Here is a 16876-nt window from a genome sequence, read left to right as displayed (position 1 = left end):
CATAACCCGCAACCGGGCGTCTCGTAGGCGCCAAACCGACGAGGAGCGCCCAAGATGGCCCAAATCTCCCTCACCCTTCCCGATGGCAACAGCCGGCAATACGACGCCGGGATCACCGCTGGTGAAGTGGCTGCCGATATCTCTAAATCGCTCGGCAAAAAGGCCATCAGCGCCACCGTGAACGGCGCGCATTACGATCTGGCCTGGCCGATCGAAGCCGACGCCAGCATCGCCATCCACACCATGGCCGACGAGGAACAGGCCAACGAGCTGGTGCGCCACGACCTTGCGCACATCATGGCCCGCGCCGTGCAGGAAATCTGGCCCGACACCAAGGTCACCATCGGCCCGGTGATCAAGGACGGCTGGTATTACGACTTTGACCGCAATGAGCCTTTCACCCCCGAAGACCTTGGCGCGATCGAAAAGAAGATGAAGGAGATCATCAACAAGCGCGACCCAGTCCGCACCGAGGTCTGGGACCGCGCCCGCGCGATCAAACATTACGAAGACCTGAACGAGCCCTATAAGGTCGAGCTGATCGAGGCGATCCCCGGCGACGAGCCGCTGCGCATGTATTGGCACGGCGACTGGCAAGACCTCTGCCGTGGTCCGCACCTGCAACACACCGGCCAAGTGCCGGGCGACGCCTTCAAGCTGATGTCCATCGCCGGTGCTTATTGGCGCGGCGACAGCAGTCGCGCCATGTTGCAGCGCATCTACGGCGTGGCCTTCACCGGCAAGGAGAAACTGCGCGCCCATCTCAACATGCTGGAAGAGGCTGCCAAGCGCGACCACCGTAAGCTGGGCAAGGAAATGGGTCTGTTCCACATGCAGGAAGAGGCGCCGGGTCAGGTCTTCTGGCACCCCAACGGCTGGCGCATCTACACCACCTTGCAGGACTACATGCGCCGCATGCAGGACCGCGACGGCTATGTCGAGGTCAACACCCCGCAGGTGGTGGACCGCAAGCTTTGGGAAAAATCCGGCCACTGGGACAAGTATCAAGAGAACATGTTCATCGTCGAAGTCGATGAAGAGCACGCCCGCGAGAAGGCGGTGAATGCGCTCAAACCGATGAACTGCCCCTGCCACGTTCAGGTCTTCAACCAAGGTCTCAAATCCTACCGCGACCTGCCGCTGCGCATGGCCGAGTTCGGCTCCTGCGCGCGCTACGAGCCGTCGGGCGCGTTGCACGGCATCATGCGGGTGCGCGGCTTTACCCAAGACGACGGCCATATCTTCTGCGCCGAGGATCAGATCACCTCGGAAACCGCTAAATTCATTGCCTTCCTGTCCAAAGTCTATGCCGACCTCGGCTTCCATAACTGGACCATCAAACTCTCCACCCGCCCCGAAAAGCGGATCGGCTCGGACGAGACCTGGGACCACATGGAACAGGCGCTTGGCGATGCCTGCAAGGCCGCGGGCTATGACTTCGAGGTGCTGGAAGGCGAAGGCGCCTTCTACGGCCCGAAGCTGGAGTTCACCCTGACCGACGCCATCGGGCGCAACTGGCAATGCGGCACCCTGCAGGTCGACGCGAACCTGCCGGAGCGATTGGAGGCGAGCTTCATCGGGCAGGACGGCAACAAGCACCGCCCTGTGATGCTGCACCGCGCCACCCTGGGCAGCTTCGAGCGCTTCATCGGCATCCTGATCGAGGAACACGCCGGCAAGCTGCCCTTCTGGATCGCGCCGCGGCAGGTCGTTGTGGCCTCCATCACCTCCGAGGCTGATGACTATGTGGCAGAGGTCGTGGAGACATTGCGCGCCGCCGGGGTCCGGGCCGAGGCCGACATGCGCAACGAGAAGATCAACTACAAGGTCCGCGAGCATTCGCTGGGCAAGGTGCCGGTAATCCTCGCCGTGGGCGCGCGCGAAGTCGAAGAGCGCACGGTCTCAGTCCGGCGGTTGGGGCAGAAGCAGACATCCGTACAGCCGCTCGACGCACTCACCGCCGAACTGGCACAGGACGCGACCCCGCCTGACCTGCGCTAACGCGCTGTAACAAACATGCGTTCCGGCGGGTTTGCGGGCAATATGCCCCCTAGCTGCCGGAGCGTTTTTGTAACAATCCCTCCCTTCCTGCGCGGGACCGTTACAACTTTCGCCGTTTTTCCGCGTGAATTCTGACGGGACTGTGACACACTCGCTCGTGACTGGCTTGTGAGCGAACGGGCTGCTCTAGTAAGCCTGTCAACACCATCAGGAAGGAAAATGACAATGTCCAACACACTCAAGACCGCCGCCATCGCAGGGGCCGTTGCCGCCGCTCTCGGCAGCCACGCCACCACCGCCTCCGCCGCCTCGCAAGAGAAATGCTATGGCGTATCGCTGGCCGGTGAGAACGACTGCGCCGCTGGCCCCGGCACGACCTGCGCCGGCACCTCCGTGACCGACTACCAAGGCAACGCATGGACCCTCGTCGACGAAGGCACCTGCGCCGAGATCGACCTGCCCGCCATGGCCGACGGGACCGAGCGGACCGGCTCTCTTGAGCCGCTCGACCGCGACCTGCCCGCTTAATCAAAGCGGTCCGGGCGGCACCCGCCCGGACCCTGCCCCGCCCCATGCCGGAGGCCGATATGCGCGACAATACCCCCCCTCTCACCACGCTGCCCAATGCCCCCGGGGTCGGATATAAATCCCGGCATTTCGATGGCTTGATGGCCGATCCAGGTCCGGTCCGCTGGATCGAGGTGCATGCCGAGAACTACATGGGCGACGGTGGCCGCCCCCATGCGCAGCTGCGCGCCTTGCAGGAACGTTTCGCCCTGTCGGTTCATGGCGTCGGCCTGTCGATCGGCGGCGAAGGCCCCCTCGACGCAGACCACCTCGCGCGGCTCAAGACCCTCTGTGACCGAACCCAGCCTGCGTCCTTCTCCGAACATTTGGCGTGGTCGACCCATGGGATGGAATATCTCAACGACCTCCTCCCCCTGCCCTATACCGAAGAAACGCTGACCCGCGTCGCCGCGCATATCAATCAGGTGCAAGAGGTGTTGGGGCGGCAAATGCTGCTTGAAAACCCCTCAAGCTACCTCGCATTCGAAGAATCTGACTTGTCCGAAACTGACTTTTTAGCCGAGATCATCGCGCGAACCTCCTGCGGGCTCTTGCTGGATGTCAACAATGTCTTCATTTCGGCCACCAACCTCGGGCTATCGCCGCAGGGCTACATCGACGCCTTCCCGACAGACCATGTGGGGGAGATCCATGTGGGCGGCCATGACGACGACACCGACGATCACGGCGCGCCGCTGTTGATCGACAGCCATGGCAAAGAGGTCGTCGATCCGGTCTGGGACTTGCTCAGCTACACGCTGGCCCAAACCGGTCCAAAGCCGGTACTGGTCGAGTGGGACAATGACGTGCCCGACTGGCCCGTCCTGCGGGCCGAAGCCAATCGCGCCGCCGAGGTGCTGGCGTGACCGACCAGCACAGTTTTCGCGCGGGGCTGCTTGACCCCGCGCGCCCCGCCCCCGCCGGGCTGCGCGATGGCAAGGGGCAACCAGCGGGCGGGCGCTATGGCGTCTATCGCAACAATGTCACCCATTCCCTGATCGCGGCCCTCGAAGTGGCCTTTCCGCTGGTGCGCAAGCTGATCGGTGCCCGCAATTTTGCCGAACTCGCGCCGCTCTATGTCCGGGCGCATCCGCCGAAATCGCCGGTGATGATGCATTATGGCGCGGATTTTCCGGGGTTCATCGCAGGTTTCGCGCCACTGGCGAAAATCGGCTATCTCGCCGATGCCGCAAGGCTCGACCTCGCGCTGCGGTCCTCGTACCACGCCGCCGACGCGGCACCGCTGGATCCGCAGACCTTCGAGGCGCTCCCTCCCGATGCGCTGATGGGAGCCAAGCTCACCCTCGCCCCCGCGACCCGCGTTTTGCGGTCAGATTGGCCGCTTTTCGACATCTGGCGCTATAATTTCACCGATAACGCGCCCAAACCGCGCAACGTGGCGCAGGACGTGGTCATCACCCGCCCCGCCTATGATCCCGCCCCGCATCTGGCGCCGCCCGGCGCGGCGCAATGGTTCGGTCTCCTTGCCGAGGGGCGGACCTTCGGGGCGGCCCATGAAGCCGCAGTCGACGCCGTACCTGAGTTCGACCTCGCCGTCGCCCTAGGCTTTGCCCTGAGCCACGGCGTCTTCAGCGCGATTTCCGTGGAGGAAAGCCAATGACCCGATTTCTGCCCCTTTACCGCACCACCGCCGACCGACTGGAGCGGGCCGACTGGCTGCTTCCGACCCTTGCCCGGTTCCTCTTTGCCGCGGTGTTGCTGGTCTACTTCCTGAACGCCGGTCTAACCAAACTTGGCCCCGGCCCTTTGGGCATCTTCACCCCTTCCACCGGCGCCTACGCCCAGATCTTCCCCCGCGTTTTCGAGGCGGTCGGCTATGACACCGACGCGCTTGGGCTGTTTCATTGGCTCGTCGTCGTCGCCGGAACTGTGGCGGAGTTCATCCTGCCCCTGCTCATCGTCATCGGCCTGCTGACCCGATTGGCCGCGCTGGCGATGGTGGGCTTTGTCGTGGTGCAATCGCTGACCGATCTCTACGGCCACGGCAGCGCCCTCGGCGCGTGGTTCGACCGTTTCCCCGACGCCAATATCCTCGACCAGCGGGCGCTCTGGATCTTCTTGCTTTTGGTGCTCGTCATCAAAGGGGCCGGCCCCCTGTCACTGGACCGGCTTTTGGCGAGCCGCGGTTAAAGCATCGCTTGAACGTCGGCTTGTATCTCTTTGTTCCACCCCATAAACAGCCGATCACCCACCGCAATCAGGGGCCGCTTCATCAGGGCCGGATGGGCTTTAATCAGGGCCAGCGGCTCTTCCTTGCGGGCCGCGTCATCCAGCCCGCGCCAGGTTGTCGAACGGGTGTTAACCAAGGCCGCACCAAACTGCGCGTGGGCCTTTTCCAAGACCGCGGTGGGCACGCCCTCCTCCCGCACGTCGACCAATTGCGCCTCTGGCAGCGCCTTTTTCGCCTTACGACAGCTGTCACAATTTTTCAGCCCATAAATTAGCACATCCGTCTCCCTCAGCCTCGCGATCCCACGCCCAGTTGCGGATCTCGCAGCTGATCGCTTGATTTTTTTCCAGTCCGCGCGATCTTTCTATTATGGCGGGTCGCAATTCAATCGCTTTCGCCATTCTGCTGGACGCAGAGACGCAAAGACAAAGGAGGCGCGGAGATTATGCCAACTGGCACCGTGAAATGGTTTAACACCACCAAAGGCTACGGGTTCATCGCCCCCGAAAGCGGCGGTAACGATGTATTTGTTCATATTTCGGCGGTCGAACGGTCTGGCCTGACCGGCTTGGCGGACGATCAAAAGGTCAGCTATGAATTGACCGAAGGCCGCGACGGACGGCAGATGGCCACCGACCTCGCGCTGCTCTAGCCACGATATTGCAAGAAAACACCCGGCGTCCCGCGCCGGGCGTTGCTTGAAAAATCAGTTATACGAACAGCCCTTGGCCCCAACCGGGCAAGGCACGCGGGCTGAACGGCGCGGTGTGACCACGCGGTGACGGCGCTGCACGGGGTGCGCCTTGACCTCAGCATAGGTCATGGTCTGGTTCGGCGTGCCACAACAGATCGCCCCGCCAAGGGTCACCGGCTGCAGCCCCGCCGGGCAGTAATTTGCGGAACTGGGATAGGCGTAGACCTTGGGCTCTGCCGAGACCTGACTGGCCAGCCCGGCTGAAAGAAGCCCTGCCGCCACTGCAATAGCTGTCATTAGACGCATGATAACCCTCGTAATTATGTATAATATTAACGAAGATTGCCGGGGCGATTTCCTTTAGTCCAGTCTTTTATGGCAGGTCCGTTTTAGTTCAGCCGCGCCGGAAGTGTTGCGTAGCCGTGAAAGCGGATGCGCCCGCCCCCTTGGCGCGCCGCGCTGATTTCATAATCCGGGTAGCGGTTCAGGAAGCGTTGAAGCGCGATCTTCCCTTCCATCCGCGCCAAAGTCAGCCCCACGCAGACATGCGGGCCACCGGCAAAGGCCAGATGCCGATTGGGCTTGCGCCCGATATCGAATTTTGTCGGCTCCTCAAAGACTTCCGGGTCTCGGTTCGCAGCCCCGATACAAAGGTGCAGGTTGCTGCCCGCGGCGATCTCGACCCCGCCGATGGTGACCGGGGCCGTGGTTTCCCGGTTGCCGAATTGATTGGGCGAGCGGAAGCGCAGCACCTCTTCGATACAAGGCCCGATCAGGGCAGGCTCGGCCAGCAGCCGGGCCTTTTGGTCGGGATGGTCATGCAGCAGCGCAAGGGCGCTGCCGATCAGATTGGTCGTCGTCTCATGGCCCGCGTTCAGGATGAAAATACAGTTTTGGATCAACTCGATCTCGGTCAGCTGCCCCCCGTCATCCCCGGCGATCAGTCGGGTCAACACATCGGTTTCGGGATCCCCCGGCGCGGCCCGGCGTCGCGCGATAAGGTCTTGCAGATAGGCTTTGAACTCCCGCACCGCCGCATGGCCCGTCTCAAGCTCTGCATCGCTCAAGGTCGGCTCCAGCGCGCCGAGGATCGCCAGCGACCAATCGCGAAGCGGGCCGCGCTGTTCCATCGGCACGTCCAGCAGGTTGCCGATGATCTGCACCGGGATGCAACTGGCATAGTCCTCGATCAGGTCCGGCGTGGGGCCCAGCCCCTCAAGCAGCCGGTCCACCGTATCGATCAACCCCGGCTCCATCCGCGCCAGCGCCTTGGGCGTAAGGGCCGAGGTCATGATCCGCCGCACGCGGGTATGCAAAGGCGGGTCATTGAAAACGAGGCTGGTGGTGTGATGTTCGAACAGGGGGCTGCCGGGGCCGAATTTCGGCGCGAAGGCCAGTTTCTTATCCGAGATATAAAGCGTGGTGTCGCGGTAGATCGCGTTCAGATCCGCATGGCGGCAAATCAGGACCGAGCCGTCAGGCTGGCGCAGCACCGGGGCTTCGCGCAGCAGGCGGTCGTAATGGGGGAACGGGTTCTCGACAAACCCTTCGGGCGGTGCGGATAGATCAAACATGGCCCGTAGTGATGCCCGCCGCGCGGCCTATGTCAATGGCCGGTCAGCAGCGGCGCAGCCACTCCCGCGCGATGGCACGCGGACCGGATGTGCGCAGGCAAAGGTTGCCCAATTCGATCCATTCGTCTGGGTCGAACGCGGGAAAGAACGCATCGGCGCCGTCGATTTCCACATCCACTTCGGTCACCAAAAGCCGGTCCGCGAGGGGCAAAAGCGCGCGGTAGATGCCTTCGCCGCCGATGCCGTAGACCCGGCGATAGCCCTCTGCCGCGCAATAGCCCAAAGCGGCTTGCGGGTCGCGCGCCACATGGACGCCCTCGACCTCGCTGCTGGAGACGACGCAATTCAAACGGTTTTTCAACGGCTTGAAGGGCAAGCTCTCCCACGTTCGGCGCCCCATGATGATGGCCCCACCGGTGGTTTCACGCTGAAAGAATTTCAAGTCTTCGGGCAGCGACCAAGGGATATCCCCGCCTTTGCCAATGGCGCCGTTGCGGGCGCGGGCGACAATCAGGCTCAGCATCAGACGGCCACCGGTGCTTTGATCGCGGGGTCCGGATCATAGCCCTCAAAGGTGAAATCCTCATAGCGGAAATCAAAGATCGAGCTGACCTCGCGGTTGATCCGCAGTTTCGGCAGCGGCTTGGGCGTCCGCGCGAGTTGAGTTTTCACCTGCTCTAGATGGTTGGAATAGATATGCGCGTCACCCATGGAATGCACGAAATCGCCAGGGGCGTAGCCGGTCACATGGGCCAGCATTTCCAAGAGCAGCGCGTAGGAGGCGATGTTGAACGGCACGCCGAGGAACATATCCGCCGAGCGCTGGTAAAGCTGCAAATGCAGCTTGCCGCCCGCGATGCGCACCTGCCAGAGCGTATGGCAGGGCGGCAGCGCCATCTGGTCCACCTCGCCCGGATTCCACGCCGAAACGATCAGGCGGCGGCTGTCGGGGGTCTTGCGGATTGCCTCGACCAGTTTGGCGATCTGATCGACCTGCCCGGCTTGATGGAGCAGCGTGCCATCGGGCTGGGGCATCGGTTCACCCACCATCGGGAAACGCCGCCACTGGTGGCCGTAAACCGGGCCGAGATCGCCGTTTTCATCGGCCCATTCGTCCCAGATGCGAACACCGTTTTCCTTGAGATAGGCGATGTTCGTATCCCCGGCGAGGAACCACAAAAGCTCATGCACGATGGATTTTAGATGCAGCTTTTTCGTGGTGACCAGCGGGAAGCCATCGGCCAACCGGTAACGCTGCTGCATCCCGAAATGAGAGATCGTCCCCGTTCCCGTGCGGTCGGTCGAGGTCACCCCCTGCTCCAGCACTTCGCGCAGCGCATCATGGTACTGTTTCATGCGGCGACCCTCGTCAATCTTGGCATTTGCCTTTGCGTTGCCTTCCGGGCCTTTAGCCTACAGCCAATCATTGCGCAATCAACTGACATCGTCCGCCCACTTTGACACCGGCGGTTTCGCCCCTAAACTCCACCGCGAAGCGCGAAGGGTTAATTTGCCCCCGCCCGCTTTGAACGACATTCAAGCTTGGAAGGGGCGCCGCCCCGTTCAGGCCAGCCAACCAAAGGAAAACCGATGCCCATCAAATACCTGCACACCATGGTGCGCGTGAAAGATCTCGACGCCTCCATCGCATTTTACAAACTTCTGGGCCTGGTCGAGCGGCGCCGGATCGACAACGAAGGGGGCCGTTTCACGCTGGTTTTCCTCTGCCCCCCGGGCATGGACGACGGTCATGCCGATGTTGAGCTGACCTACAATTGGGACGGCGACGACGCGCTGCCCAGCGACAGCCGCCATTTCGGCCACCTCGCCTATACGGTCGAGAATATTTATGAGACCTGCCAGCACCTGCAAGACAACGGCGTGACCATCAACCGCCCGCCGCGCGACGGGCGCATGGCCTTTGTCCGCTCGCCCGACAATATCTCCGTCGAATTGCTGCAAGAGGGTGACGCCCTGCCCGCGCAGGAGCCATGGGCCAGCATGGAAAACACCGGCCATTGGTAAGGGGTAGCCCCCGCGCCGCCCCGGCGCTGATGATTGTAGCGCGGGGGGCTTTTCCGCCTCCCCCGCTTGAGCCGCGTTTTTCTGATGCCCTGCCGAAGGCAGAGAGATGATCCGCGCCGCCCTCGCCCTTTTCCTCACCCTATCAGGCCCGCAATGGGCCGAGGCCGCCTGTCGGCAGGCGCTGGCCTTGGGGCTGGACGTTTCCGGTTCTGTCGATGCGCGGGAGTATCGGTTGCAGTTGGGCGGTTTGGCCGAGGCGTTGGACGATCCGCGCCTGCGGGATGCCCTGCTGGCGCGGCCCGGAGATCACGTCGATCTGATGGTCTATGAGTGGAGCGGGTCCGGCGATCAGCGGGTGGTCCTACCTTGGACGCCTTCGCGCGATACCGCCACGCTTGACGATGCCATCACCCTTTTGCGCAGCACCGAGCGGCGCGCGGCGTCGCCCGGTACGGCCTTGGGCGATGCGATGCAATTCGGCGCGCGGCAGTTGGCGGCGCGTTCGGACTGCCGGAAACACACGTTGGATATCTCGGGCGATGGTATCTCGAACTTCGGGCCGCGGCCCCGGGATATACGCGACAGCTTGCAAAACACGCCCCTTGGGCCGCAGGAGCTGACCATCAACGGCTTGGTGATCGGCGCGGAATACGCGGGCCTTGACGATGGCGGACAGGCCGAGGTCGGCGCGCTGGCGTCATACTACCGGGCCGAAGTTATCCTCGGCCCCGGGGCATTCGTTGAGACGGCAGAGGGGTTCGAAGACTACGCCCGCGCCATGACGCGAAAACTGCTGCGCGAATTGGACGGGCGGGCCTATGCCCAGCTCCCCCCTGCCCGGGATCAATAGATATAGCGGATCTGATCCGTCCAATACCGCTCCATCCGTTTGAGCGAGCGGGTGATATCCTCGATCCCCGCATCCCCTAAGGCACCCTTGCTTTCCATCCCATCCGCATGGCGCGAGAATAGATCGGCTACCACATCGCGAATATAGCGCCCCTTTTCGGTCAGGCGCACGCGCACGGAACGGCGGTCAATCTCGCAGCGCTGGTGGTGCATATAGCCCATTTCGACCAGTTTCTTGAGGTTGTAGCTGACGTTGCTGCCCTGATAGTAGCCGCGGCTTTTAAGCTCCCCCGCGGTGACCTCATTATCGCCGATGTTGAACAAAAGCAGCGCTTGCACGGCGTTGATCTCCAACACGCCGACGCGTTCGAATTCGTCCTTGATCACGTCCAGCAGCAAGCGGTGCAGCCGCTCGACCAGCGACAGAGACTCAAGATAGCCTGCCATGAAACCCTTTATGGCCATCGGCTGCGTGGCGGGGTCTTGAATGCTCATGCGAAATCTCCAGTTCACTTTGTTTGAACCGGAAACTCGCTAAAAAATCAGAATAATTCGTTAAACCCTTTCGGGTTTTCTGAATTAACTCCGCGCCTCGGCCAATTGCCCGCGGATATCCGCGATCAGAGCCGCATATTCCGCCGGAGCCTCGGCCTGTCCGCTGACCCAAAGATAGAGGTCGTGGTCATTCTCGTTCAGCATTTGGTCGTAAAGTGTGAGGCCCGCGTCATCCATCTGCGGCAACCGCGCCTCGGCATAGGCCGAGAGGATCAGGTCCATCTCTTTGATGCCCCGGCGCATAGAGCGCATTTGCAGGCGTTTGATCCGGTGTTCGGGGGCTTCAGCCATCTGCGGGCTCCATCATGAGGCGCCGAATGCGCTTTTCCAATTTGCCGACAGTCTCGGCCTTTTTCAGCAGGTCGCTGCGCAGGGCGCGCATGTCGGCCAGCACTTCTTCGAGGTCCACACGGCGCGCGGTCTCGCCCGCTTCGGGGGCATCGACCCCCTCGCCTTCGCCATTGATCAGCCACATCATCGAAACGTTGAGCAGCCCCGCCAGCATCGAAAGCCGATTGGCGCGTGGCTCGGACAAGTCCTCTTCCCAGCCGCGCAGCGTGGACAGTCGCACGCCCAGCCGTTTGGCCAACATCGCCTGTGTCATGCCGGTCTGTTCACGGGCCGCCGCGACCCGGTCGCCAAAGGTGGCGGCCTCGGGGCCGTACCAGTCAATCTCGTCGGTCATGCTTTATCTCCTGCCAGACACCCTTGCCGGGTGCGGGGACGCCCCCTATGAACGTGGAGATATTCATAAGCAACCCGAGGCTGAAATGGAACTGCTGTCCGCGACCCTTGATCGGGTCAAACCGTCGCCCACCATCGCCGTCACCACCAAAGCGGCAGAACTCAAGGCCGCGGGGCGCGACATCATCGCGCTTGGCGCGGGCGAGCCGGATTTCGACACGCCGCAGAACATCAAGGACGCAGCCGTGGCCGCGATCAACGCGGGCAAGACGAAATACACCCCCGTCGACGGCATCCCCGAGCTGAAACAGGCGATCTGCGCCAAGTTCAAACGCGACAACGGGCTCGATTACACGCCCGCGCAGGTCAGCGTCGGCACCGGGGGCAAGCAGATCCTCTACAATGCGCTGATGGCCACGATGAACCCCGGCGAAGAGGTCGTGATCCCCGCGCCCTATTGGGTCAGCTACCCCGACATGGTGCTTTTGGCGGGCGGCACGCCGGTCATCGCCCCCGCGACGCTGGAGAACGATTTCAAGCTCACCCCCGAGGCGCTGGAAGAGGCGATCACGCCCAAGACCAAATGGTTCATCTTCAACTCCCCCTCGAACCCCACCGGGGCGGGCTACAGCCGCGACGAGCTGAAGGCGCTGACCGACGTGCTGATGCGCCACCCGCATGTCTGGGTGATGACCGACGACATGTATGAGCACCTCGCCTATGACGGTTTCGAGTTCTGCACGCCGGCAGAGGTGGAACCCGCGCTCTACGACCGCACGCTGACGGTCAATGGCGTGTCGAAAGCCTATGCCATGACCGGCTGGCGCATCGGCTATGCCGCAGGGCCGGAAAAGCTGATTGGTGCGATGCGTAAGATCCAGTCGCAGAGCACCTCGAACCCCTGTTCGGTCAGCCAATGGGCCGCGGTGGAGGCGCTCAACGGCACACAGGATTACATCGCCGAAAACAACGAGACTTTCGTGCGCCGCCGCAATCTGGTGGTTGAGATGCTCTCGGCCATCGAGGGCATCACCTGCCCCACGCCCGAGGGGGCGTTTTACGTCTATCCCTCCATCGCCGGGCTGATCGGCAAGACTTCGGCGGCGGGCACCAAGATCACGGATGACGAGGCTTTCGCCACCGCTTTGCTTGAGGAAACCGGCGTTGCGGTCGTCTTTGGCGCGGCCTTCGGGCTTTCGCCGAATTTCCGGGTCAGCTACGCTACCTCGGATGAGGCGCTGAAAGAGGCGTGCAGCCGTATCCAGAGCTTCTGCGCCGGGCTGACGTAAGGGACAACACCATGGCGGGCGATCTTCCCGACTATTACTTCAGGGTCCGCGAGAATGGCGCGGCGGTGTTTCGGCTGGATGCCGCGAACCGCCAGCGCCGGATCGAGATGGAGCAGATCGCCGTGGTCAACATCCGCAACGGAGAGGTAAAGCCCCATGGGCAGCACCGTTTGACCGAGGCCGATCAGGCCGAGATTGCCCGCTGGACCAAGGCCCGCCGCGCGACCCTTGCGGCGCGAGAGATCGACGACATCCGCCGCGCGGTTGAGCATCTGAACCTCACCACCCAATGGGCGCAGTCCCGCGCCACGGATGCCGAGCTTGAGACGGTGACGGATGAGTTGCTGCTGGCGATGCACGACCTGCGCAGCACGCTGGTGCGCAAAAAGGCGGATCGGATTGACCGGGGCTGAGGTCTAAACCGCCAGCTGCTTGACGATCACGCCCCAGAAACGCGCATTCAGCAGCAGCCCGGCCACCGCCAGCCCAGCCACCAGCCCGGCCCAGATGCCCATGGCCCCGAAGCCCAGCACGAAGCCCAGCAGGTAGGAGCAGGGCATGCCGACGATCCAATAGCTGACCGCGGCCATGACCATCGGCACTTTGGTATCCTGCACCCCGCGCAACAGCCCAAGGGCCACCACCTGCGCCCCATCGACCAGTTGGAACAGCGCCGCCATCACCAAAAGGCCGGTGCCGATGGCAAGGATCTCGGCCCGCGCAGGCTCATTCTCTTGCATGAAGACCGAGATCAGCGGCTCGGGGTAGCCGACGAAACCAACCATAGTGATCAGCGCAAAGACCAGCGACAGCACCAACACGATCACCGCGCCGCGCTTCATATGCGGCACATCGCGGCGGCCATAGGCGTTGCCTGCGCGGATGGTGGCGACGTTGCTCAGCCCCAGATGCACCATGAAGGTCAGCGAGGCGAGTTGAATGGCAATCCCATGCGCCGCCAGCGGGATCGTTCCCAGCCAGCCCATCATCAGCGAGGAGGCGGCGAAAAGGCCAACCTCGCTCAGCGTGGTCAGGCCAATCGGCAGCCCCAGCGTGAACACCCGCAGCAGCATCTGCCCGTCCACCCGCCAGAGGCGCACGAACAGGCTGTGCTGCGGCAGGGCGATCAGCACATAGATCACCACCCCGATCAACGAGACGCATTGCGTCGTGACAGACGCCACAGCCGCCCCCATCACGCCAAGCTCCGGCGCGCCCCAGTTGCCGAAGATCAACGCGTAATTTGCCAGCGCATTGACCCCGGCGGCCAGCAGGGTGATCCACAGCACCACCTGCGTGCGCTCCAACGCGGCGAGGTAGGATTTCAACACCATCACCAAAAGCGCAGGGAGAATGCCCCAGCCCGCCACTTTGAGGTAATCGCCCGCCCGGTCGGCAAGGTTCGGCCCCTGCCCCAAAAGGTCCAGCACCGCGGGCGACCAGATCATCGCGGGCAGCGCGATCATAGCGAACCCCACCGAGAGCCACAGCCCCATGCGCGTGGCGCGGCGCAGGCCGATCTCGTCATCCTCGGCGTCATAGGCGGCCACCAAGGGCATCACCGCCATGGCAAAGCCCGACCCAAAGATGAAGAGCACGAAGAAATAGGTGCTGCCCAAGACCACCGCCGCCAGCGCCTCAACCGAATACCAGCCGAGCATGACGGTATCGGTCACGCCGATTGCCATCTGTGCCAGATGCCCGCCGATCAGCGGCAGGCCGAGTGTCAGGATCGCCCGGACGTGATTGCGGTTGGTCATTGTCTTGGTCATGGCACGAGCCTTACGCCGGGTCGCTGCAAAGGGGAAGTGCGGTTTTTACGCTCTGCCATGGGTTTGCGCGGGGTCGATGCCACTGTTTTGCCATGAAATCCTTGCGTCCGCGGCCCTTAACAGCAAAGCTGGTGGCAGGAGGGCTCGCGATGGAACCGACACGGACCGAAACCCGCCGATTGAACGGTCAGGAGATTTTCATTCGCCACTGGGGCGATGAGAGCCTGCCGCCGTTGTTGATGCTCCACGGTTTTCCCGAATACGGCGGCGCGTGGCGTGATCTGGCACCGCTGCTGTGCCAAGACTTCCATTGCATTGCGCCCGACCAGCGCGGCTATGGCCAAAGCAGCGCGCCCGAGGGGATCGAACCCTATGCGATGGCGCATCTCATGGCCGATATGGCCGCTTTGATCGGCGACAGGCCGGTGACCGTCTTGGCACATGACTGGGGGGCCTCCGTGGGCTACGCTTTGGCGATGTTCCGGCCTGAGCTGGTGGCCCGGCTGGTCGTCCTCAACGGCGTGCATCCCGTGCCGTTTCAGCGCGCCATGGCCGCAGGCGGTGCGCAGTCGCGCGCCTCGCAATATATTAACGCCCTGCGCGCCGAAGGCAGCGCGGTGCGGCTGGCGCGGGACGATTTCGCGGGCCTGCTCGACCTTTTTTCCGCCAATATGGACCTCAGTTGGCTGACGCCCGCGCGGCTTGAGGACTACCGCGCGGAATGGGGGCGGCCTGGGCGGCTCAGGGCGATGATCAACTGGTATCGCGCCTCCCCCCTGCAAGTCGCCGCGCCCGGCAAGCCTCTGCGCGACCTGCCAGAATTCCCGGTCGACCGTTTGCGCGTCCCCTGCCCGCATCTGCTGATCTGGGGAACGGAAGACACCGCCCTTCTGCCCGAAGCCACCGCCGGGTTGGAGGCTTTCGCGCCGGACCTCACCCGGGTCGAGATCGAAGGGGCGGATCATTGGCTGCACCACCAAAAACCGTCGGAGGTGGCGGCGGCGGTGCTCGACTGGTGTGGGCAGCGGCCCTTGTAAAATGGGCGAAAGAATGTATATTCAGATATGCATTCAGGAGCCGCGCCATGACCCGCATTCACACCAACCACATCGCCACCATGACCGAGATGCGCGAACCGCATAAGGTATTGGAACGTTCGGGCGGCAAGCCCGTGGCGGTGATGAAGAACTCGCGCTGCGTGGGCTATTTCGTACCCGCCGAGGCGACGTTGCAAGAAGAGCCGCGCGTGGCCACGCTGGATGAGGTGATGGAGAGCATCGCCCGCAGGAAGCACATCAATCAGCCCGTTCTGGACTACCTCAAAGATAAATGACCTATGTGCTGCTTTCACCTGACCTCGTCGTCAGGATTCACGATTCCGCACTAAACCCAGGCGAGTTGGCCGGCATGGCCTTGGACAAATCGCTAGAAGGGGCATTGGCGCGGGTCGATAACCGGCTGGTCTACGGCATGATCGAAGATGTTTTCGACCTTGCCGCGGCCTATTGCGTGGCAGTTGCCACCGGGCATGTCTTCAACGATGCCAACAAGCGAACCGCGCATCTCGTTCTCGATATCTGCCTTGATCTCAATGGGGTGCAGCTTGACCACGAAACCATCGAGGCAGGCGATCTGATCCGCGAAGTGGCTCAAGGCCGCATCGATGAAGAGACCCTTGCCGACTGGCTGCGCGCCAAAGCTGGCTGACCCGGGCAAAACAGCAGCCCAAGACAAACCCGCGATTGCCCCCGGCGCGCGGGGCTGTCAAAATGGCCCCCACCCACAAACAAAGAGCAGGCCCGCATGACCGACCTTCTTTCCGGCCAGGAACCCACCGAATACGATGCCTCCTCCATCGAAGTGCTGGAGGGGCTGGAGCCCGTCCGCAAGCGCCCCGGTATGTATATCGGCGGCACGGATGAGCGCGCGCTGCACCACATGGTGGCCGAGGTGCTCGACAACTCGATGGATGAGGCGGTCGCGGGCCATGCCAACCGGATCGAGGTGGAACTGAACGCCGATTACTCGGTCACCATCCGCGACAACGGTCGCGGTATTCCGATTGATCCGCACCCGAAGTTTCCCGACAAATCCGCGCTTGAGGTGATCCTCTGCACGCTGCACGCAGGCGGCAAGTTCTCGGGCAAGGCCTACCAGACCTCGGGCGGTCTGCACGGTGTGGGCGCTTCGGTGGTCAACGCGCTGTCGGATTCCATGGTTGTGGAAGTGGCGCGCAACCGTGAACTCTTTGAGCAGCGCTTCTCCCGCGGCATCCCCCAAGGCCCGGTGGAGAAGATCGGCGCGGCCCCCAACCGCCGCGGCACCACCGTGACCTTCCACGCCGACGAACAGATTTTTGGCGCGCACCGCTTCAAACCCTCGCGTCTGCTCAAGATGGTCCGCTCCAAGGCCTATCTCTTCTCCGGCGTCGAAATCCGCTGGAAATCCGAGATCGAGGACGGCGACACCCCGATGGAGGCGACCTTCCACTTCCCCGGCGGTCTGGCCGACTACCTGCGCGAGACGCTGGGCAAGGCCACGACCTATGCCGAGAACCCCTTTGCCGGCACCGTCGAGTTCCGAGAGCGTTTCGGCGTGCCGGGCAAGGTCGAATGGGCGATCAACTGGACGCCCGCGCGCGACGGTTTCATCCAGTCCTACTGTAACACCGTCCC

At 62.9% G+C, this 16876-nt stretch carries 23 protein-coding genes; 14 read left to right on the top strand and 9 right to left on the bottom strand.

Features of this window, described 5'->3' with window-relative positions; genetic code table 11:
• Nucleotides 1-54 precede the first annotated feature (54 nt).
• From thrS to ACGYLA_RS12105, 5 genes are all read left to right on the top strand, one after another.
• Nucleotides 55-2001 carry a threonine--tRNA ligase gene (gene thrS, locus ACGYLA_RS12125; RefSeq protein ID WP_394432718.1) on the top strand — a complete coding sequence of 649 codons (1947 nt, stop codon included), beginning with the start codon at nucleotides 55-57 and terminating at the stop codon, nucleotides 1999-2001.
• Between the two features lie 225 nt (nucleotides 2002-2226).
• On the top strand, nucleotides 2227-2529 hold the full coding sequence (locus ACGYLA_RS12120; protein WP_067260973.1) for a DUF2282 domain-containing protein: 303 nt from the start codon (nucleotides 2227-2229) through the stop codon (nucleotides 2527-2529).
• Nucleotides 2530-2588: 59 nt separating this feature from the next.
• Nucleotides 2589-3434, top strand: coding sequence for a DUF692 family multinuclear iron-containing protein (locus ACGYLA_RS12115; protein ID WP_394432716.1), 846 nt, complete (start codon nucleotides 2589-2591; stop codon nucleotides 3432-3434).
• Nucleotides 3431-4189, top strand: a complete 759-nt coding sequence (locus tag ACGYLA_RS12110; protein ID WP_394432714.1) for a putative DNA-binding domain-containing protein — start codon at nucleotides 3431-3433, stop codon at nucleotides 4187-4189. The genes ACGYLA_RS12115 and ACGYLA_RS12110 overlap by 4 nt, the downstream gene beginning before the upstream one ends.
• A complete protein-coding gene (locus ACGYLA_RS12105; protein WP_394432712.1) occupies nucleotides 4186-4719 on the top strand; it encodes a DoxX family protein in 534 nt (177 codons plus the stop codon). Before ACGYLA_RS12110 ends, ACGYLA_RS12105 begins: the two co-directional genes overlap by 4 nt.
• Here ACGYLA_RS12105 and ACGYLA_RS12100 read toward each other — a convergent pair.
• Nucleotides 4716-5036: an arsenate reductase family protein gene (locus ACGYLA_RS12100; RefSeq protein WP_394432710.1), complete on the bottom strand. Its 321-nt coding sequence runs from the start codon at nucleotides 5034-5036 to the stop codon at nucleotides 4716-4718. The two genes, ACGYLA_RS12105 and ACGYLA_RS12100, sit on opposite strands and share 4 nt — an antisense overlap.
• Before the next feature lie 168 nt (nucleotides 5037-5204).
• Here ACGYLA_RS12100 and ACGYLA_RS12095 point away from each other — a divergent pair, with 168 nt between their 5' ends.
• Nucleotides 5205-5411, top strand: a complete 207-nt coding sequence (locus tag ACGYLA_RS12095; protein ID WP_067262111.1) for a cold-shock protein — start codon at nucleotides 5205-5207, stop codon at nucleotides 5409-5411.
• 54 nt (nucleotides 5412-5465) lie between these two features.
• On the opposite strand, the gene ACGYLA_RS12090 is transcribed toward ACGYLA_RS12095, so the two are convergent.
• The 4 genes from ACGYLA_RS12090 to ACGYLA_RS12075 form a co-directional block, all read right to left on the bottom strand.
• Nucleotides 5466-5750 (bottom strand): hypothetical protein, encoded by a 285-nt coding sequence (locus ACGYLA_RS12090; protein ID WP_394432708.1) that lies wholly within the window; start codon nucleotides 5748-5750, stop codon nucleotides 5466-5468.
• Between the two features lie 92 nt (nucleotides 5751-5842).
• Nucleotides 5843-7027: a cytochrome P450 gene (locus ACGYLA_RS12085; protein ID WP_394432706.1), complete on the bottom strand. Its 1185-nt coding sequence runs from the start codon at nucleotides 7025-7027 to the stop codon at nucleotides 5843-5845.
• Between the two features lie 43 nt (nucleotides 7028-7070).
• Nucleotides 7071-7550 carry a dihydrofolate reductase gene (locus tag ACGYLA_RS12080; RefSeq protein WP_394432704.1) on the bottom strand — a complete coding sequence of 160 codons (480 nt, stop codon included), beginning with the start codon at nucleotides 7548-7550 and terminating at the stop codon, nucleotides 7071-7073.
• Entirely contained in the window at nucleotides 7550-8383 is an 834-nt protein-coding gene (locus tag ACGYLA_RS12075) for a thymidylate synthase (protein WP_394432702.1), read from the bottom strand. Before ACGYLA_RS12075 ends, ACGYLA_RS12080 begins: the two co-directional genes overlap by 1 nt.
• 234 nt (nucleotides 8384-8617) lie before the next feature.
• Between ACGYLA_RS12075 and ACGYLA_RS12070 the strand changes: the two genes are divergently transcribed.
• Together ACGYLA_RS12070 and ACGYLA_RS12065 are read left to right on the top strand one after the other, a co-directional pair.
• A complete protein-coding gene (locus tag ACGYLA_RS12070; RefSeq protein ID WP_067262125.1) occupies nucleotides 8618-9052 on the top strand; it encodes a VOC family protein in 435 nt (144 codons plus the stop codon).
• A 106-nt stretch (nucleotides 9053-9158) separates the two neighbouring features.
• On the top strand, nucleotides 9159-9902 hold the full coding sequence (locus ACGYLA_RS12065) for a DUF1194 domain-containing protein (RefSeq protein WP_394432700.1): 744 nt from the start codon (nucleotides 9159-9161) through the stop codon (nucleotides 9900-9902).
• Here ACGYLA_RS12065 and ACGYLA_RS12060 read toward each other — a convergent pair.
• The 3 genes from ACGYLA_RS12060 to ACGYLA_RS12050 all read right to left on the bottom strand — a co-directional run bounded on the left by ACGYLA_RS12060 (nucleotide 9896) and on the right by ACGYLA_RS12050 (nucleotide 11141).
• Entirely contained in the window at nucleotides 9896-10396 is a 501-nt protein-coding gene (locus tag ACGYLA_RS12060) for a MarR family winged helix-turn-helix transcriptional regulator (protein ID WP_394432698.1), read from the bottom strand. The genes ACGYLA_RS12065 and ACGYLA_RS12060 overlap by 7 nt on opposite strands.
• Before the next feature lie 84 nt (nucleotides 10397-10480).
• On the bottom strand, nucleotides 10481-10747 hold the full coding sequence (locus ACGYLA_RS12055; protein ID WP_394432696.1) for a succinate dehydrogenase assembly factor 2: 267 nt from the start codon (nucleotides 10745-10747) through the stop codon (nucleotides 10481-10483).
• On the bottom strand, nucleotides 10740-11141 hold the full coding sequence (locus ACGYLA_RS12050; protein ID WP_394416569.1) for a multiprotein-bridging factor 1 family protein: 402 nt from the start codon (nucleotides 11139-11141) through the stop codon (nucleotides 10740-10742). Before ACGYLA_RS12050 ends, ACGYLA_RS12055 begins: the two co-directional genes overlap by 8 nt.
• Before the next feature lie 85 nt (nucleotides 11142-11226).
• On the opposite strand from ACGYLA_RS12050, the gene ACGYLA_RS12045 reads away from it, so the two are divergent.
• Together ACGYLA_RS12045 and ACGYLA_RS12040 are read left to right on the top strand one after the other, a co-directional pair.
• Nucleotides 11227-12429, top strand: a complete 1203-nt coding sequence (locus tag ACGYLA_RS12045) for a pyridoxal phosphate-dependent aminotransferase (RefSeq protein ID WP_394432694.1) — start codon at nucleotides 11227-11229, stop codon at nucleotides 12427-12429.
• Nucleotides 12430-12440: 11 nt separating this feature from the next.
• Nucleotides 12441-12842: a hypothetical protein gene (locus ACGYLA_RS12040; protein ID WP_394432692.1), complete on the top strand. Its 402-nt coding sequence runs from the start codon at nucleotides 12441-12443 to the stop codon at nucleotides 12840-12842.
• A gap of 3 nt (nucleotides 12843-12845) precedes the next feature.
• Here ACGYLA_RS12040 and ACGYLA_RS12035 read toward each other — a convergent pair whose 3' ends face one another.
• Entirely contained in the window at nucleotides 12846-14201 is a 1356-nt protein-coding gene (locus ACGYLA_RS12035) for an MATE family efflux transporter (protein ID WP_394432690.1), read from the bottom strand.
• Nucleotides 14202-14350: 149 nt separating this feature from the next.
• Here ACGYLA_RS12035 and ACGYLA_RS12030 point away from each other — a divergent pair, with 149 nt between their 5' ends.
• The 4 genes from ACGYLA_RS12030 to ACGYLA_RS12015 all read left to right on the top strand — a co-directional run.
• Nucleotides 14351-15238 carry an alpha/beta fold hydrolase gene (locus ACGYLA_RS12030; protein WP_394432688.1) on the top strand — a complete coding sequence of 296 codons (888 nt, stop codon included), beginning with the start codon at nucleotides 14351-14353 and terminating at the stop codon, nucleotides 15236-15238.
• Nucleotides 15239-15285: 47 nt separating this feature from the next.
• On the top strand, nucleotides 15286-15534 hold the full coding sequence (locus ACGYLA_RS12025) for a hypothetical protein (protein ID WP_093926785.1): 249 nt from the start codon (nucleotides 15286-15288) through the stop codon (nucleotides 15532-15534).
• On the top strand, nucleotides 15531-15908 hold the full coding sequence (locus tag ACGYLA_RS12020) for a type II toxin-antitoxin system death-on-curing family toxin (RefSeq protein ID WP_209219033.1): 378 nt from the start codon (nucleotides 15531-15533) through the stop codon (nucleotides 15906-15908). Before ACGYLA_RS12025 ends, ACGYLA_RS12020 begins: the two co-directional genes overlap by 4 nt.
• 96 nt (nucleotides 15909-16004) lie before the next feature.
• Nucleotides 16005-16876: ATP-binding protein (locus ACGYLA_RS12015; protein WP_394432685.1), on the top strand; the 872-nt coding region annotated here is incomplete at its 3' end.

Source organism: Sulfitobacter sp. 1A13679, assembly GCF_043557115.1.
Lineage (GTDB): Bacteria > Pseudomonadota > Alphaproteobacteria > Rhodobacterales > Rhodobacteraceae > Sulfitobacter > Sulfitobacter faviae.
Note: the sequence above shows the minus strand (reverse complement) of the source record. Positions and strands in the feature narration are given on the sequence as shown.

Bases quoted from the DNA above. Each gene is read 5' to 3' on its own strand.
- thrS (WP_394432718.1), top strand. From the start codon at position 55: ATGGCCCAAATCTCCCTCACCCTTCCCGATGGCAACAGCCGGCAATAC.
- ACGYLA_RS12120 (WP_067260973.1), top strand. From the start codon at position 2,227: ATGTCCAACACACTCAAGACCGCCGCCATCGCAGGGGCCGTTGCCGCC.
- ACGYLA_RS12115 (WP_394432716.1), top strand. From the start codon at position 2,589: ATGCGCGACAATACCCCCCCTCTCACCACGCTGCCCAATGCCCCCGGG.
- ACGYLA_RS12105 (WP_394432712.1), top strand. From the start codon at position 4,186: ATGACCCGATTTCTGCCCCTTTACCGCACCACCGCCGACCGACTGGAG.
- ACGYLA_RS12095 (WP_067262111.1), top strand. From the start codon at position 5,205: ATGCCAACTGGCACCGTGAAATGGTTTAACACCACCAAAGGCTACGGG.
- ACGYLA_RS12090 (WP_394432708.1), bottom strand. From the start codon at position 5,750: ATGACAGCTATTGCAGTGGCGGCAGGGCTTCTTTCAGCCGGGCTGGCC.
- ACGYLA_RS12085 (WP_394432706.1), bottom strand. From the start codon at position 7,027: ATGTTTGATCTATCCGCACCGCCCGAAGGGTTTGTCGAGAACCCGTTC.
- ACGYLA_RS12080 (WP_394432704.1), bottom strand. From the start codon at position 7,550: ATGCTGAGCCTGATTGTCGCCCGCGCCCGCAACGGCGCCATTGGCAAA.
- ACGYLA_RS12075 (WP_394432702.1), bottom strand. From the start codon at position 8,383: ATGAAACAGTACCATGATGCGCTGCGCGAAGTGCTGGAGCAGGGGGTG.
- ACGYLA_RS12070 (WP_067262125.1), top strand. From the start codon at position 8,618: ATGCCCATCAAATACCTGCACACCATGGTGCGCGTGAAAGATCTCGAC.
- ACGYLA_RS12065 (WP_394432700.1), top strand. From the start codon at position 9,159: ATGATCCGCGCCGCCCTCGCCCTTTTCCTCACCCTATCAGGCCCGCAA.
- ACGYLA_RS12060 (WP_394432698.1), bottom strand. From the start codon at position 10,396: ATGAGCATTCAAGACCCCGCCACGCAGCCGATGGCCATAAAGGGTTTC.
- ACGYLA_RS12055 (WP_394432696.1), bottom strand. From the start codon at position 10,747: ATGGCTGAAGCCCCCGAACACCGGATCAAACGCCTGCAAATGCGCTCT.
- ACGYLA_RS12050 (WP_394416569.1), bottom strand. From the start codon at position 11,141: ATGACCGACGAGATTGACTGGTACGGCCCCGAGGCCGCCACCTTTGGC.
- ACGYLA_RS12045 (WP_394432694.1), top strand. From the start codon at position 11,227: ATGGAACTGCTGTCCGCGACCCTTGATCGGGTCAAACCGTCGCCCACC.
- ACGYLA_RS12040 (WP_394432692.1), top strand. From the start codon at position 12,441: ATGGCGGGCGATCTTCCCGACTATTACTTCAGGGTCCGCGAGAATGGC.
- ACGYLA_RS12035 (WP_394432690.1), bottom strand. From the start codon at position 14,201: ATGACCAAGACAATGACCAACCGCAATCACGTCCGGGCGATCCTGACA.
- ACGYLA_RS12030 (WP_394432688.1), top strand. From the start codon at position 14,351: ATGGAACCGACACGGACCGAAACCCGCCGATTGAACGGTCAGGAGATT.
- ACGYLA_RS12025 (WP_093926785.1), top strand. From the start codon at position 15,286: ATGACCCGCATTCACACCAACCACATCGCCACCATGACCGAGATGCGC.
- ACGYLA_RS12020 (WP_209219033.1), top strand. From the start codon at position 15,531: ATGACCTATGTGCTGCTTTCACCTGACCTCGTCGTCAGGATTCACGAT.